The sequence below is a fragment of the Streptomyces sp. NBC_00887 genome (assembly GCF_045207585.1).
Genome location: NZ_CP108788.1, coordinates 7,357,265 through 7,372,840, shown reverse-complemented (window position 1 = coordinate 7,372,840; position 15,576 = coordinate 7,357,265). Strand labels below are relative to the sequence as shown.

At 71.0% G+C, this 15,576-nt stretch carries 15 protein-coding genes; 3 read left to right on the top strand and 12 right to left on the bottom strand.

Annotation, left to right across the window (positions count from 1 at the left end):
• Nucleotides 1-13 precede the first annotated feature (13 nt).
• From recO to leuA, 6 genes are all read right to left on the bottom strand, one after another.
• A complete protein-coding gene (gene recO / locus OG844_RS33560) occupies nucleotides 14-760 on the bottom strand; it encodes a DNA repair protein RecO (protein ID WP_329211245.1) in 747 nt (248 codons plus the stop codon).
• 43 nt (nucleotides 761-803) lie between these two features.
• A complete protein-coding gene (locus OG844_RS33555; protein ID WP_406395444.1) occupies nucleotides 804-1,478 on the bottom strand; it encodes a response regulator in 675 nt (224 codons plus the stop codon).
• A complete protein-coding gene (locus OG844_RS33550) occupies nucleotides 1,475-2,710 on the bottom strand; it encodes a sensor histidine kinase (protein WP_406396350.1) in 1,236 nt (411 codons plus the stop codon). The genes OG844_RS33555 and OG844_RS33550 overlap by 4 nt, the downstream gene beginning before the upstream one ends.
• Nucleotides 2,711-2,805: 95 nt before the next feature.
• The gene (locus tag OG844_RS33545; RefSeq protein ID WP_406396348.1) at nucleotides 2,806-4,809 is read right to left on the bottom strand and encodes an MMPL family transporter; all 2,004 of its coding nucleotides are present in this window, start codon (nucleotides 4,807-4,809) and stop codon (nucleotides 2,806-2,808) included.
• Nucleotides 4,810-5,125: 316 nt separating this feature from the next.
• Nucleotides 5,126-5,830: a TerB family tellurite resistance protein gene (locus tag OG844_RS33540; protein ID WP_406395442.1), complete on the bottom strand. Its 705-nt coding sequence runs from the start codon at nucleotides 5,828-5,830 to the stop codon at nucleotides 5,126-5,128.
• A gap of 201 nt (nucleotides 5,831-6,031) precedes the next feature.
• Nucleotides 6,032-7,843: a 2-isopropylmalate synthase gene (leuA, locus tag OG844_RS33535; protein WP_406395441.1), complete on the bottom strand. Its 1,812-nt coding sequence runs from the start codon at nucleotides 7,841-7,843 to the stop codon at nucleotides 6,032-6,034.
• Between the two features lie 292 nt (nucleotides 7,844-8,135).
• On the opposite strand from leuA, the gene OG844_RS33530 reads away from it, so the two are divergent.
• Together OG844_RS33530 and OG844_RS33525 are read left to right on the top strand one after the other, a co-directional pair.
• Nucleotides 8,136-9,212 carry a M4 family metallopeptidase gene (locus OG844_RS33530; RefSeq protein ID WP_406395439.1) on the top strand — a complete coding sequence of 359 codons (1,077 nt, stop codon included), beginning with the start codon at nucleotides 8,136-8,138 and terminating at the stop codon, nucleotides 9,210-9,212.
• Between the two features lie 51 nt (nucleotides 9,213-9,263).
• Nucleotides 9,264-9,530, top strand: coding sequence for a protealysin inhibitor emfourin (locus OG844_RS33525; protein ID WP_406395437.1), 267 nt, complete (start codon nucleotides 9,264-9,266; stop codon nucleotides 9,528-9,530).
• A 51-nt stretch (nucleotides 9,531-9,581) separates the two neighbouring features.
• On the opposite strand, the gene era is transcribed toward OG844_RS33525, so the two are convergent.
• From era to OG844_RS33510, 3 genes are read right to left on the bottom strand one after another with little or no spacing between them, the layout of a single operon-like run.
• Nucleotides 9,582-10,556, bottom strand: coding sequence for a GTPase Era (gene era / locus OG844_RS33520; protein ID WP_406395436.1), 975 nt, complete (start codon nucleotides 10,554-10,556; stop codon nucleotides 9,582-9,584).
• 51 nt (nucleotides 10,557-10,607) lie between these two features.
• A complete protein-coding gene (locus OG844_RS33515; RefSeq protein WP_406395434.1) occupies nucleotides 10,608-10,961 on the bottom strand; it encodes a cytidine deaminase in 354 nt (117 codons plus the stop codon).
• A gap of 49 nt (nucleotides 10,962-11,010) precedes the next feature.
• Entirely contained in the window at nucleotides 11,011-11,919 is a 909-nt protein-coding gene (locus tag OG844_RS33510; RefSeq protein ID WP_406395433.1) for a helix-turn-helix transcriptional regulator, read from the bottom strand.
• A 105-nt stretch (nucleotides 11,920-12,024) separates the two neighbouring features.
• Between OG844_RS33510 and OG844_RS33505 the strand changes: the two genes are divergently transcribed.
• Complete coding sequence (locus OG844_RS33505) at nucleotides 12,025-13,440, top strand: MFS transporter (RefSeq protein WP_406395432.1); 1,416 nt, start codon at nucleotides 12,025-12,027, stop codon at nucleotides 13,438-13,440.
• Nucleotides 13,441-13,448: 8 nt separating this feature from the next.
• On the opposite strand, the gene OG844_RS33500 is transcribed toward OG844_RS33505, so the two are convergent.
• The 3 genes from OG844_RS33500 to ybeY are packed head-to-tail and all read right to left on the bottom strand — an operon-like array spanning nucleotide 13,449 to nucleotide 15,576.
• Complete coding sequence (locus tag OG844_RS33500; RefSeq protein WP_406395430.1) at nucleotides 13,449-13,802, bottom strand: MmcQ/YjbR family DNA-binding protein; 354 nt, start codon at nucleotides 13,800-13,802, stop codon at nucleotides 13,449-13,451.
• Nucleotides 13,799-15,082 (bottom strand): hemolysin family protein, encoded by a 1,284-nt coding sequence (locus tag OG844_RS33495; RefSeq protein ID WP_384606862.1) that lies wholly within the window; start codon nucleotides 15,080-15,082, stop codon nucleotides 13,799-13,801. The genes OG844_RS33500 and OG844_RS33495 overlap by 4 nt, the downstream gene beginning before the upstream one ends.
• A complete protein-coding gene (gene ybeY, locus OG844_RS33490; RefSeq protein WP_406395428.1) occupies nucleotides 15,079-15,576 on the bottom strand; it encodes an rRNA maturation RNase YbeY in 498 nt (165 codons plus the stop codon). Before ybeY ends, OG844_RS33495 begins: the two co-directional genes overlap by 4 nt.

The window sequence follows — 15,576 nt, the reverse complement described above, 5'->3', positions numbered from 1 at the left end:
TCGTCTCCCTGTGTCACTTTTCCACGTACCGCAGCGAGCGCAGCCCGCGCTCCAGATGCCAGTGCAGGTAGGCGGACACCAGTCCGCTGCCCTCCCTGACATGACGCGCCTCGGACGCGTCCGCCGTCTCCCAGTCACCGGTGAGCAGTGCGCTCAGCAGCTCGAGGGCCTCCGCTGAGGGTACGACGCTGCCGGGTACCCGGCAGTCGCCGCATATGACGCCGCCCGCCGCGACGGAGAAGAACCGGTTCGGACCGGGCATTCCGCACTTGGCGCAGTCGTCGAAGCTGGGGGCGTAGCCGTTGACGGCGAGGGAACGCAGCAGGAACGCGTCGAGGATGAGGTTCGGCGCGTGCTCGGCGCGCGAGAGGGTGCGCAGCCCGCCCACCAGCAGCAGGTACTGCTGGACCGCGGGCTCGCCCTCGTGGTCGGTGAAGCGCTCTGCGGTCTCCAGCATCGCGGTGCCCGCGGTGTAGCGGCCGTAGTCGGAGACGATTCCGCCGCCGTACGGGGCGATCGTCTCGCTCTGGGTGCACAGGGGAAGACCGCGGCCGATCAGCTCGCTGCCGCGTGCGAAGAACTGCACGTCCACATGGGAGAAGGGTTCGAGCCGCGCCCCGAACTTGGACTTGGTGCGCCGCACCCCGCGCGCGACGGCGCGCACCCGGCCGTGGCCGCGGGTCAGGATCGTGATGATCCGGTCGGCCTCGCCCAGCTTCTGCGTACGCAGCACGACGCCGTCGTCCCGGAACAAGCTCATGCGCCCATTGTCGCCCACCGGGACGACCGTCCGTCGGCGGTCCTCATTCCTGGTTGCTCGCGGGTACGACGAGGCCGGACTCATAGGCGATGATCACGAGTTGTGCCCGGTCCCGGGCGCCCAGCCTGCCCATGATCCTGCTCACATGTGTCTTCGCGGTGAGCGGGCTGAGCCCCAGGGTCTCGGCGATCTCCGTGTTGTTCAGTCCGCGCGCGACGAGGCCGAGGACCTGGCGCTCGCGGTCCGAGAGACGGTCCGGGCCGCCGGTCACCGCGGTGTCGGGCGCGCGGGGGGCGCTGAGCACCCGGGCGATGAGCCGTGCGGTCGGGCCCGGGGAGAGCAGGGCCTCGCCCGCGGCCACCGTCCTGATGGCGGCGAGGAGCTCGGCGGGCCGGGTGTCCTTGACCAGGAAGCCGGACGCGCCCGCGCGCAGGGCCTCCACGACGTGGTCGTCGGTGTCGTACGTCGTCAGCACGAGGACCTTGACCCCGGCGAGGTCCTCGTCGGCGGCGATGCGGCGGGTGGCCTCGATGCCGTCGAGTTCGGGCATGCGGATGTCCATGACGACGAGGTCGGCCCGTGCCGAGCGGGCCTTCTCGACCGCTTCGAGGCCGGTGCCGGCCTCGGCGACGACGGTCATGCCGGGGTCGGACCCGACGAGCATCGCGAAGGCGGCCCTGACGAGGGTCTGGTCGTCGGCGAGCAGGACCCGGATCATCGCGCGGTCCCCCCGGTGACGGCGTTGACGGTCGCACGCCCCGCGTCGCGGGGTCCGGACGGCGAGCCGTCCCGTGGTCCGGGCAGCGGCAGCACCGCAGCGACTTCGAAGCCGCCCCCGGGAAGGGGTCCCACGGTCAGTGTGCCGCCCGAACTGCGTGCGCGTTCCCGCATCCCCACGACGCCGAACCCGGGCCCGGAGCCGCCCGTACCGGAGCTCTCCCGCCCCGCGCCGTCGTCGGTGACCGTGACCCGCAGGGCCGGACTGCCGGGATCCGGTTCCACGGCGACCCTGATCCGCACCCCCGGCCCCGCGTGCCGCACGGCGTTCGTCAGGGACTCCTGCACGATCCGGTACGTGGCGGCGCCGGTCGCCGGGGCGATCCCCTCCGCCGGATCCCGTACGGAGAGCTCCACCGTCGCTCCTGCCGCCTCGGCAGCCCGTACGAGACCGGGCAGGGCGACCAGGCCGGGCAGCGGCCCGTCGCTCTCGTGGGAGTCCGCGCGCAGGACCTGGAGGGTGGTGCGCAGTTCGGCGCGGGCCTCCCGGCAGGTCCCCGCGATGTCGTCGAGGGCCCGCGCGACGGCTTCGCGGTCCAGGCGCTCCGGGTCGACGGTCAGGATGTGCGAGGCCACGGAGGTCTGCACCCCGATGACGGTGATGCTGTGGGCCAGGAGATCGTGCAGGTCGCGTGCGATGCGCAGCCGTTCCTCGGTGACTCTGCGCCGGGCCTCCTCCTCCCTGGTGCGCTCGGCCCGTTCCGCGCGCTCCACCATGGAGGCGACGTACCTGCGGTAGAACCGCACGTCCACGCCGAAGAACAGCACGGCGATGATCCAGCCGGAGATCCGCAGCAGTTCGAGCCCCTGGTGGGCGTCGATGGCCGACACGACGGACACCATCGCGCCGAGCACGACGCCGCCGGTGAGCAGGGTGCGCAGGGGACGGCCGGTCACCGCCACGGTGTAGAGCGCGATGAAGGTCTGCGGCATCGGTGCCGTGTGGGCGTTGTCCATCCCGTGGTAGGCCATGAGGACCGGGATCATCGCGAGCAGGACGACGACGGGGTTGCTGCGGCGCCACACCAGCGGGACGGCACCGGCCAGGAGCAGGACCCAGCCGAGCGCGTCGGGGACCCGTCCGTCGTCGGTGACGAGGGCGAGCACGACGGACAGCGCACCGGCGCCCCCCGCGATGAGGGCGTCGGTGCGCAGCTTGTGCGGCGCGTCCATGGGGTCGCGGTTGACGACGGCCAGGACGCGCTCGCCGCGGCGCGTGGTTCGGGTTGCGGACACGCTGCCATCCTCGGTCAGTTGCGCGGTTCCCGTCAGCGGGTCGCTGTGAGTTCCGGTGTGCGGGGGCGGTCCGCGGCGGGCCTGCGGCCGAGGGCGCCCGGCCACCACACCCGGTGTCCCAGGGCCACGCTCGCCGAGGTCACCAGGTAGGTGCGTACGAGGAAGGTGTCCAGGAGCACACCGACCGCGATGACGAAGCCCATCTCGACCAGGGCCGTCATCGGCATGCTCGTGAGCACACCGAAGGTGGCCGCGAGCACCAGCCCCGCCGAGGCGATGACCCCGCCGGTCGTGCGCAGGGCGGTGAGCGCGGCGGCCGTCGGTTCGGCTCCGGAGAGGCATTCCTCCCGCATCCGGTGCAGGAGGAAGATCCCGTAGTCGACGCCGAGCGCCACCAGGAAGACGAAGGACAGCAGGGGGAGCCCGGGGTCGGTGCCCTCGAGGCCGAGGAGCGGCTCGAAGAGAAGTCCCGCGATACCGAGCGAGGCTCCCCAGACCGCGACGACGGCGGCGACGAGCAGCAGCGGGGCGACGAGGCTCCGCAGCAGCACGACCAGGATCAGCAGGACGCAGAGGATGACGAACGGTACGACGAGCTTCAGGTCGCGGGCGCTGGTCCTCTCCAGGTCCATCTGCTGGGCGCTGGGCCCGCCCACATGGCTGCCCTCCAGAGCGCCGCGCAGGGCAGCGATGGTGGCCTGCTCCCCCGCCGATTCGGGCGGGTCCTGTGCGGTGACGGACAGCTCCGTCCAGCCGCCGCCGCTGCGGCCGCGCTCGGCGGCCGCGACGCCGTCGGTCGTACGGGCCGTCGCCAGCATGTCGTCCGCCCGGCCGGAGGGGGCGATCACGGTGATCGGCTGGGTGGAGCGCTCGGGATAGGCGGCGGAGAGGGTCTCCATCGCGGTGATCGACTCGGGCTTGCTGGTGAAGGAGTCCTCCTGTTTGAGGTCGCCCGGCATGCTGAACACGCCGAGCGCGAGTGCGCCTAGCAGCACTCCTCCGGAGGCGAGCACGGCGATCGGCCTGCGTCCGGCGGAGCTGCCCATCGCGGCGAAGAGCGACCGGCGCTGCTTGGGCGTGCCGCCGTACGCGGGAACGAGCGGCCAGAAGACGCGGCGGCCCAGGAGCACGAGGATCGCCGGCAGCAGGGTCATCATGGCGAAGAGGGCGCACAGCACCCCGACGGCCGCGATGGGGCCCATGCCCCGGCTGCTGTTGAGGTCGGCGGCGAGCAGGCACAGGAGCCCCGCGGCGACGGTGCCCGAGGAGGCGACGACAGCGGGCCCGCAGCCGCGCAGGGCGGCGGCCATGGCGTCGTGGGGCCGTGCCCGACGGCCCAGTTCCTCGCGGTAGCGGGCCACGAGCAGCAGGGCGTAGTCGGTGCCCGCGCCGAAGACCAGGATGGTCATCACCCCCGAGCTCTGACCGCTGACGGTGATGTCGAAGCCCCGGTTGAGCCCGTACACCACCGCCATCGACAGGACGTCGGCGATCCCTGCGACGACCAGGGGCACCAGCCACAGGAACGGGCTGCGGTAGATCACGATCAGCAGGATCGCGACAACGGCGACGGTCGTGTAGAGCAGCGGACCGTCCAGGGACGTGTAGACCTCCTGGGCGTCGGTGATCAGCGCCCCCGGGCCGCCGACCTCGACGCTCAGCCCACCGCCTCCCTCGGCGGTCCCGCGCACCGCGTCGACGAACGCGGCCCTGGCTTCCTCGTCCTGGCCCGGTTCGGTCGAGGAGACCGGGAACATCAGGGTCGTGCCGTCCTCGGACGGTACGCCGCGCGGGGTGGCGGTGAGTGTGTGGTCGCGTGCGACCGCGGCGGTCTGTTCGCTCGCCGTGTCCCGGTCGGCCGCGGTGAGTCCGCCGTCCCGGTGGTAGACGAGGACGAGGTCGGTGGACTCTCCGCCGGGCAGCGTGTCCTGGATCTTCGCGACCTGGGTGGAGTCCGCGCCCGCCGGCAGATAGTCGACGGCGCGGTCACGCTGTACGTCGCCGAGGCTGCCCGCGAACGGCCCCACGACGGCCATCAGCGCGACCCAGAAGGCGACGATCACCCAGGGCACCGCCTGGCGCAGCCGTGATCCGCGCGCGGGCCGCGGTCGCCCGGCGCTCATTTCCGTTTCGGCCCTCATGACGGGGCCCTCCCCTCCTGGACGGTGTCGGTCCTGTCCAGACTCCCGTCCGGGGAAGGCCGATTCGTCGCACGCGGGAGGGACATCACCGCTACTGCCGGGGGTGGCCCACAGCCTCCGGTACTCCCTGGGGAGTACCGGAGCTCAGAGGTCCGCCGAGGGGCGCACGCGCGGCAGCCGGCGGTACAGGGCGTACGCGCGGATCCGGGGCCTACGAAGGCGTACGCGCGGCTGCCGCGAGCAGTTCGGCGGTGTCGCCGGGGCAGAGCTGGAGCGCGCCGCCCACCGTCGTCAGCACCTCGCGTTCGGCCGGGCTGTACGGGCCGTCGGCGAGCGCGATCCTGGCGCCCTGCAGCAGGACCGTCTCGCGTCCGGCCACGGCCAGATGCGGGGCGAGCGGCTTCAGCACCTCGTGCAGTTCGATGGCGAGGGCGGCGCCGCAGGCCTCGGCCGCGGGATCGGTGCCGTCGCCCTGCCCGGTGTCCGCCGCGAGCACCTCGACGATGGTGAAGAGCTGTTCCTGGGTGCAGTCGTCGAGTCCGGCGTCGCGGACGGTGGCCGCCGCGGCCTCCAGGACCGTACGGGAAGTGGTTCCGCCCGCGGCGAGCACGGCGAGCGTGACGGTGTGCACGGCTTCGCGGAGCATGGCGGAGAACCGGGTGGTGGTGGGGTGCTCGAGGGTGTCGGTCGGGAAGTGGGCCCGGCAGGCGGCGCATTCGATCACGGGGCCGGTGCCGCCGCGCCGCAGCAGCGGCAGGCCGAGCACGGTGAAGCGGTTCCGGCCGCTCAGACGCCGGTAGTTGCGGTCGCCTCCGCAGCCGGGGCAGAAGAACTCACCGTCACCCGTGGTGTCCCATACGGTGCGGATGCCGTAGATACGCAGTCTTATGGCGCGTTGTCCTTTGACCGACCGCACGTCGCACACCTCCGTAACGCTCCGGCAACATTGCCGCGTTGGACGTGATGTTAGCCACATGCGTGATGTGGCGTCAGCATCCCGGATGTCACAACACCCGGAGATGGCCGAACCCCGCCCACCCTCGGCGGGTGGGCGGGGCTCCTGAACCGGGTGGTTCCCCTACTTCTCGGACGTATCTCCGAAGGGTCGTCGGAGCCGTCAGCGCGTCGCGCGGTTGACCGCGGAGACGACCGCCTTGAGCGAGGCGCGCGTGGTGTTGGCGTCGATACCGATGCCCCACAGCACCTTGCCGTCGATCGCGCACTCGATGTAGGAGGCCGCCTGGGCGCTCGCGCCCTCGCTCATCGTGTGCTCGGTGTAGTCCAGCAGACGCGCGTCGATGCCGATGGCCTGCAGCGCTTCGAAGAACGCGGAGATCGGACCGTTGCCGGTACCGGTCAGCACGGTGTCCGAGCCGTCGACGGTCGCCTGGACGGTGAGCGTGTCCTTGCCGTCCGTGTCGGTCGTCGTCTGGCCGGAGCGGATCTGTACGCGGCCCCAGGCGTTGTCCGGGTTGGGCAGGTACTCGTCCCGGAACGTCGACCAGATCTGGTTCGGTGTGACCTCGCCGCCCTCGGCGTCGGTCTTGGCCTGAATGATCCGGGAGAACTCGATCTGCATCCGGCGGGGCAGGTCCAGCTTGTGGTCGTTCTTCAGGACGTAGGCGATTCCGCCCTTGCCGGACTGCGAGTTGACCCGGATGACGGCCTCGTACGAGCGGCCGACGTCCTTCGGGTCGATCGGCAGGTACGGCACGGCCCACTCGATGTCGTCCACCGTCCTGCCCTGGGCGGCCGCGTCGGCCTCCATGGCGTCGAAGCCCTTCTTGATGGCGTCCTGGTGGGAGCCGGAGAAGGCGGTGTAGACCAGGTCGCCCGCGTAGGGGTGGCGCGGGTGGACCTCCATCTGGTTGCAGTACTCGGACGTGCGGCGGATCTCGTCGATCTGCGAGAAGTCGATCTGCGGGTCCACACCCTGGGAGAACAGGTTCATGCCCAGCGTGACCAGGTCGACGTTCCCGGTGCGCTCGCCCTGGCCGAACAGGCAGCCCTCGATGCGGTCCGCGCCCGCCATGACGGCCAGCTCGGCGGCGGCGACGGCGGTACCGCGGTCGTTGTGCGGGTGGACCGACAGGCAGACGTGCTCGCGGCGGCTCAGGTTGCGGGACATCCACTCGAACCGGTCCGCGTGCGTGGACGGCGTCGAACGCTCCACGGTGGCGGGCAGGTTCAGGATGATCTCGCGGCCCTCCTCCGGCTGCCAGACGTCACAGACGGCCTCGCAGACCTCCAGGGCGAAGTCCAGCTCGGTGTCGGTGAAGATCTCCGGGCTGTACTGGTAGCCGAAGATCGTCTCGTCGCCCAGGATCTTGTCCGCGTACTCCATGACCAGCCGGGTGCCGTCCACGGCGATCTGCTTGACCTGCTCCTTCGAGCCGCGGAAGACCACACGGCGGAAGGTGGGCGCGGTGGCGTTGTACAGGTGGACGGTGGCGCGGCGGGCGCCGACCAGCGACTCGACGGTCCGCTCGATCAGTTCCTCGCGGGCCTGCGTCAGGACGGAGATCGTCACGTCCTCGGGGATCGCGCCCTCTTCGATGATGGAGCGCACGAACGCGAAGTCGGTCTCGCCGGAGGACGGGAAGCCGACCTCGATCTCCTTGTAGCCCATGCGTACGAGCAGGTCGAACATCTCGCGCTTGCGGGCCGGGGACATCGGGTCGATCAGCGCCTGATTGCCGTCGCGCAGATCGGTGGACAGCCAGCGGGGCGCCCGGGTGATTCGGTTGTCCGGCCACGTGCGGTCGGAGATGTCCACCGCCTCGTACCCGCGGTACTTGTGGACCGGCATCCCGGACGGCTTCTGGAGCTGCGTCGCGTTGGTGACCGGAGTGGGGCCGTTGACGGGGGCGGCCGCGTCGTCGGCGTCCACGGAATCAGCGGCGTTCACAGCGGGATTTACGGCAGTCATCGCGTAGGGCTCCTCGGAGGTCCAGCAGGGGCGGCCGACTGTGTCGCTGCAACAGCGAACTCCGCGGGGAGGGAGCCGGCCTACGACTACAGGCCCTCGCCGCGGCAGCTAAGAAGGAGCAGCCCGAAACGCATGATGCGGCAAGACTAACCGAGAGGCGCCTGATGCGTGGGTCCGTATCAGTATGCGGGATCGGATCACCGTGAGGGCAAAACAGTGACTCATCACTCCATTTCGTCAATCACCATCGCAACCAGTGACAGTGCTGTCACGGAGTGCCACAGTCATTCGCATGCAGCCTCGACCGAACAACGGGTTCCACCCCGTCTTCTGCACCATCGTGCCGCCCCATCTCCTCGACAAGCTGTCCCAGGCCGACGACCCGCGCCTGGCCGGCCCCGCACGCCGCACCCTGCGGGCCGACGCGGCCCGGCGCGACCGTCGCCGGATGACCGCGTTGGCCTACACACCCGAGGTCCCGAGCACGTCGGACCCGGTCCCCTCCAAGCCGCACCGGACCCTGTACGACTGCCGCCACGGCACGGACCTGCCGGGCCACCTGGTCCGTGACGAGGGCGACGAGGCCACTCAGGACGCCGGCGTCAACCGTGCGTACGCGGGCCTCGGCGCCACCTTCGAGCTGCTCCTCATGGCGTACGGCCGCAGCTCGATCGACGGCAAGGGGCTGCCACTGATCGGCTCCGTGCACTACGACGACAAGTACAACAACGCGTTCTTCGACGGCGAGCAGATGGTCTTCGGCGACGGGGACGGCGAGATCTTCCTCGACTTCACCGTCGCCATCGACGTGATCGCCCACGAGCTGGCGCACGGGCTGACCCAGCACACGGCCAACCTGGCCTACCAGGGCCAGTCGGGCGCGCTCAACGAATCGGTGTCCGACGTGTTCGGCTCCCTGGTCAAGCAGTACTCGCTCGGCCAGAGCGCGGAACAGGGTGACTGGCTGATCGGCGCGGGACTGCTCGCGCCCCGTGTCAGCGGGGTCGCGCTGCGCTCGATGAAGGCTCCGGGCACGGCGTACGACGACGACGTCCTCGGCAAGGACCCGCAGCCCGCGTCGATGGACGACTACATCGTGACGGACGAGGACAACGGCGGGGTGCATCTCAACTCCGGCATCCCGAACCGCGCGTTCTACCTGCTGGCCACGGCGCTCGGCGGCAACGCGTGGGAGCGGGCCGGCCAGATCTGGTTCGACGTCCTGACCGGGGGCGCTCTGGCCCAGGACGCGGAGTTCGCGGACTTCGCCCGGCTGACGGTCACCGCGGCGCGGAGCCGCTTCGGGGAGGGCGACGAGGCGGAGGCGGTGCTCAAGGCGTGGTCGGAGGTCGGCGTTCCGACCAGATGAGCGGGTAGGAGCCGGGCAGGTACGAGCGGATCAGACAGGAGCCGGTGCGCGATGCGGATTCAGGTGAGCCGGACCGGCGGGTTCGCCGGCATCGCACGCCGGGGCGAGGTCGACACCTCGGGGCGGCCCGACGCCGCGGAGTGGGAGACCCTCGCCGAGGCCGCGCTGGCCGCGGGCCGGGACGGTCCGCCCGCAGGCGTGCCGGACGGCTTCCGCTACCGGATCACGGTCGGCGACCGGACCGTCCACTGCGCGGACCCCCGCCTGACCGAGGCGCAGCGCACGCTGATCGCGCGGATCCTCAGGGAAGGCGCGTAGGCCGGGCGCCCCGGAGAGCGCCGGCACGGGCGGCCCGCCCGCCCGTGCTGCTCAGAAACCGAGCTTGCGCAGCTGCTTGGGATCCCGCTGCCAGTCCTTGGCGACCTTCACGTGCAGGTCCAGGAAGACCGGCGTGCCCAGCAGTGCCTCGATGTGCTTGCGCGACTTCGTGCCGACGTCCTTCAGCCGCTGGCCCTTGGGGCCGATGATGATGCCCTTCTGGCTGGGGCGCTCGATGTAGACGTTCGCGTGGATGTCGAGCAGCGGCCTGTCCGCGGGGCGGTCCTCGCGGGGCAGCATCTCCTCGACGACGACCGCGATGGAGTGCGGCAGCTCGTCCCGTACGCCTTCGAGCGCGGCCTCCCGGATCAGTTCCGCGACCATGACCATCTCGGGCTCGTCGGTGAGGTCGCCCTCCGGGTAGAGCGGGGGGCTCTCGGGGAGCAGCGGGGCGATCAGGTCGGCCAGCAGGCCGACCTGCTGGTCCTTGACCGCGGAGACCGGGATGATCTCCGCCCACTCGAAGCCGTACTCCTCGCCCGCGCGGGAGACGGCCAGCAGCTGCTCGGCGAGCGCCTTGGACCCGACCAGGTCGGTCTTGGTGATGATCGCGATCTTCGGGGTCTTCTTGATCCCGGCGAGTTCCTTGATGATGAACTTGTCGCCGGGGCCGAGCTTCTGGTCGGCGGGCAGGCAGAAGCCGATGACGTCGACCTCGGCCCAGGTGGTCCGTACGACGTCGTTCAGCCGCTCCCCGAGCAGTGTGCGCGGCTTGTGGAGACCCGGCGTGTCCACCAGGATCAGCTGCGCGTCCGCACGGTGCACGATGCCTCGCACCGTGTGCCGGGTGGTCTGGGGGCGGTTGGAAGTGATCGCCACCTTCTGACCGACCAGAGCGTTCGTGAGGGTGGACTTGCCCGCGTTGGGGCGGCCCACGAAGCAGGCGAAGCCGGCCCGGTGGGGGGCGTTGTTCTCAGCCTGCTGCGCAGCAGCTTCTGTGTTCGGTCGAGCGCTCATGGCGCCCATTCTCCCCGATCCCGGCGGCGGCGTTGCACAGCAGGGCGCATCGGCCCCTGTTCAGCCCGCGGCGACCGTGGTCCGCAGCGTGCCGTCCGGCCCGGCGAGCAGCACGGGCGTGTCGGGTCCGCCCAGGTCACGGACGGCGGCCCGGTCCTCGGCCGAGGGTGCTTCCGCCGAGGAGACGATCGCGGCGGCCTCCAGGGAGGTTGCCCCGCCGGCCACCGCCATCGCGACGGCGGTCTGCAGCGCACTGAGCTTCAGCGAGTCCAGGGCGACGGTGCCCGCGGCGTAGGTGCGTCCCGTCTCGTCCCGTACCGCGGCGCCCTCCGGCACTCCGTTGCGGGCGCGGACGCTGCGGGCCAGCGTGACGATCTTGCGGTCCTCGGGTCCGAGGTCGGTGCTGTCGGTCATGTGCTGAGCATACGAAGCGGGAGGGCACCCGCTCCGCAACGGGGTCCGGTCACCCGGCTACGGGGTACATCGCGCCGCGCCGCCCCTCGGGCGAGGCCAGCCACTGGAGCTTGGCCTCCGTACCCGTGTCGGGCAGCGGAGTGTGCAGCACGATCACCAGGTCCGGGCGGGCCGGGACCCGCAGCTGCGTGGACTCCACGCTGAGTGTGCCGACGAGCGGATGCTGCAGTTCCTTGCGGACCTGGCCGCCGGGGGCGACGTCGCGCTGGTCCCAGAGCGCGGCGAATTCGGTGCTGAGCCTCCTCGCCTCCGCGACGACGGCACGGAACCCGTCGTCCTCGGGGTGGTCCGAGCAGGCGGCCCGGAACTGCGCCACGACCTGGGAGGCGATCAGCTCCCACTGTGTCGACCTCGCCCGGTACACCGGGTCGGTGAAGAAGGCGATCATGCAGTTCTGCACGATGCCGGGACGCATGCCGAGCACCGCCGAAGCCGCGTCGTTGTAGAGCACGGTGTTCCAGTACCGGTCCATGATGTGGGCCGGGAAGGGCATCCAGGCGTCGATGAGCCGGGTGAGACCCGCGCACATGTCGCGGTCGGCCGGATCGACCTCGGGCGCGGGCGGGTTGAGGCCTGCCAGGACGTAGAGGTGGCGGCGTTCCGCGCTGTTGAGCCGCAGCACCCGGGCCACGGAGTCCAGGACCTGGGGCGACACGGTGATGTCGCGGCCCTGCTCCAGCCACTGGTACCAGGAGACGCCGACGCCCGCGAGGACGGCGACCTCCTCGCGGCGCAGCCCGGGGGTACGCCTGCGCGCCCCGCCGTCCGGCAGTCCGGCCTCGGCCGGGGTGACCCTGGCCCTGCGGCTCATCAGGAACTCCCGCAGCTCGGCAAGGCGGTGCGCCTTGTCGTCGGCGGTACCGCGGGCCGTGGTGCTGTTCCGGGCCGGTGAGGCCACGTACTCCCCCTGGTGTCCGTGCGTGCGTGCGCCTGCCTGGTGGTGCGGCCAACAGGATAAGTTCCCGCTCCCCACGGATATTCCTGCGACGCCAGGCTGTCGCACATGGCGATCGAAACCCCAACCACCGCACCCGTCGGCACCGCTGACGCCGTGAACCCCGAACCGCCCCGGCTCTCGGGGCGGGCCCGTCTCGTGCTCTTCGTGCTGTGCGCCGCCCAGTTCATGGTGGCGCTCGACTTCTCCGTCCTGAACGTGGCGCTGCCCGTCCTCGGCAAGGATCTGGGGCTCAGCACGTCGGGGCTCCAGTGGGCCGTCACGGCGTTCGCCCTGCCGTCCGGCGGCTTCCTGCTGCTCTTCGGCCGGATCGCCGACCTCTACGGCAGGCGCAGGCTGTTCCTCACCGGACTCGCCCTGTTCGGGGCGTCCTCACTGCTGGCGACGCTGGCCTGGGACCCCGCGTCCTTCCTCGCGGGACGGGCGCTGCAGGGGCTCGGCGCGGCCGTGATCGTGCCGACCGGGATGTCGCTGCTGACGACGACGTTCCCTGAGGGCCCGCTGCGGGACCGGGCCCTGGGCATCAGCGGCACACTGCTCTCTCTGGGCTTCACCGTCGGCATGGTGGCGGGCGGTGTGCTCACCGACACGCTCGGCTGGCGCTCCACGATGGGGCTCCTGGCCCTCGCCTCGGTGATCGTGCTCGTCCTGGCACCGAAGGTGCTCGCCGAGTCGCGTACGCCGGACCGGCCGAAGCTGGACGTGCCGGGTGCCGTGACCGTCACCGGCGGTCTGCTCGCGCTGATCTACTCGCTGTCGACGGCGGCCCAGCGCGGCTTCGGCGATGCGGACGTCCTGGTCACGCTCGCCGTGGGGGTGGCGCTCCTGGCGGCCTTCGGGATCGTCGAGTCCCGTTCGGCGGCCCCGCTGGTCTCTCTTCCGATGCTGCGCCGCCGCACGGTGGCGTTCGGCAACCTGGGCGGTCTGGCGACCTTCTCGATGATGAGCACCGTCGTCTTCGTCCTGACCCTGTACCTCCAGGAGGTGCTGGGGCTCTCCGCCTTCGGGACGGGGCTGGTCTTCGGCGTGCAGGGCATCGCCTCGGTGGCGGCGGGGATGTACGCGTCGAGGGTCATCGGCCGCTTCGGAGCCCGCCCGACCCTGGTCGTCTCGCTGCTCGGTCAGGGCCTGTTCATAGGGGCGCTGCTCGGTCTGGGTGAGAACTCGGGTGTCCTGCTCGCGACGGTGGCCGTCTCGCTGGCCAGCATGTTCCACCTGGGCGCGATCATCGCGTACGGGGTGACGGTGACGTCCGGCGTCCCGGACGAGGAGCAGGGCCTGGCGACCGGTCTGGTCACCACGACCCAGCAGGTCGGGATCACGGTCGGCATCCCGCTGCTGGGCGTGCTCGCCACGACGCAGGGCACGCTGTTCGACGGCGTGCGGCTGGTGGTGGCTGCCGCCGCGGTGATCCTGGTGGCTGCGGGTGCGGCGGCGGGTGCGGGTCTGCGGCGCGCGGGCTGAGCGCCGTCCTACGGCCGGTCCAGCTTCAGGCGTTCCGCCTTGGGGAGACCGGCCACCACCAGGTCGTAACTGTCCTCGATGAGCTCCCGGACCGTCCGGCCCGGGAGCCCGGAGACCGTCACCGTGTTCCAGTGCCGCTTGTTCATGTGCCAGCCGGGGACGATCGCGGCGTACTTCTCCCGGAGGCGTACGGCGTCGTCCGGGTCGCACTTGAGGTTGACCGTCAGCGGCCGTGCGTCCAGCGCGCTGAGGGCGAACATCTTCCCGAGGACCTTGAAGACGGAGGTCTCGGGGCCGAAGGGGAACTCCTCGGCACTCGCGTTGAACTCCAGGCAGAACGCCCGCAACTCCTGGGGAGTCATCCCGATTCCGTTCCCTCCGGTTCCACCAGCACCGTGACGATCTTGTTCCGGCGGCCCGCCGGGGACTCAGCGGTGAGCCGGAGCCGACGGCCGTCGGGCAGGTCGACCGCCGAGGAGGCTCCGGCGATCGGGACCCGCCCGAGCGCCTTCGCCAGCAGACCGCCGACCGTCTCCACGTCCTCGTCGTCGTACTCGTCGAGGTCGAACAGGTCCCCGAGGTCGCCGATGTCGAGCCGCGCGGTCACCCGGTAGCAGCCGTTCTCCAGCTCCTGGACCGGCGGGAGTTCACGGTCGTACTCGTCGGTGATCTCGCCGACGATCTCCTCGAGGATGTCCTCGATGGTGACGATGCCCGCCGTGCCGCCGTACTCGTCGATGACGACCGCGACGTGGCTGCGGTCCTGCTGCATCTCGCGCAGCAGGTCACCGGCGTTCTTCGTGTCGGGTACGAACGCGGCGGGGCGCATCGCCGTGGAGACCAGGTCGGACTCCGCGTCCCGGTTGACGTGCGTCTTGCGGACAAGGTCCTTGAGGTAGACGACGCCGACGATGTCGTCCTCGTTCTCCCCGGTGACCGGGATCCGCGAGAAGCCGGAGCGCAGGGCGAGGGTCAGTGCCTGGCGGACCGTCTTGTAGCGCTCTATGCAGACCAGGTCGGTGCGGGGCACCATCACCTCGCGGACGAGGGTGTCGCCGAGCTCGAAGACCGAGTGCACCATGCGGCGTTCCTCGTCCTCGATGAGCGACTCCTGCTCGGCGAGGTCGACCATCGCGCGCAGTTCGGCCTCACTGGCGAAGGGGCCCTTGCGGAAGCCCTTGCCCGGGGTCAGCGCGTTGCCGATGAGGATCAGCAGCTGCGGGATCGGGCCCATGATCCTGGCCAGCGGCAGCAGGACGTACGCCGCCGCCGTGGCCGTGTTCAGCGGGTGCTGGCGGCCGATGGTGCGCGGCGAGACCCCGATGGCGACGTAGCTGACGAGGACCATCACGCCCATGGCGACGGCCAGCGCCTCCCAGGTCTCCGGCAACTCGCTCAGGCAGGCGTACGTGACGAGCACCCCGGCCGACATCTCGCAGGCGACCCGTACGAGCAGCGCCACGTTGAGGTAGCGGGTGGGGTCGGCGGCGACCTGCGACAGCTTGTCGCTGCCGCGCCGGCCGGCCCGGACGGCGCCCGCTGCCCGGAAGCTGGACGTCCGGGCGATCCCGGCCTCGGCACAGGCCGCCAGCCATCCGACGACGAGCAGCAGGACGACGCCCGTGACGAGGGGGACGCTCACGAGACGGTGGGGGCGGGCGACGGCCCGGTCAGCCCGCGCTCATCGCGCCAGCCGTCGACGATCGCCGCCTGCAGGCCGAACATCTCGGCCTTCTCGTTCGGCTCCTCGTGGTCGTAACCGAGGAGGTGCAGCACTCCGTGGACGGTGAGGAGCTGCAGTTCCTCGTCCATGGAGTGCCCGGTGTCCGCCTCTTCGCCCTGCTTCTTCGCGACCTCGGGGCAGAGCACGATGTCACCGAGGAGCCCCTGCGGGGGCTCCTCGTCGTCCTTGGCCGGCGGACGGAGCTCGTCCATCGGGAAGGACATGACATCCGTCGGTCCCGGGAGGTCCATCCACTGGATGTGGAGCTGCTCCATGGCCGCGGTGTCGACCACGATCACCGAGAGTTCGGACAGCGGGTGGATCCGCATCCGGGCGAGCGCGTAGCGGGCGATGTCGAGGATCGCCTGCTCGTCGACCTCGGTTCCGGACTCGTTGTTGACGTCGATCGACAT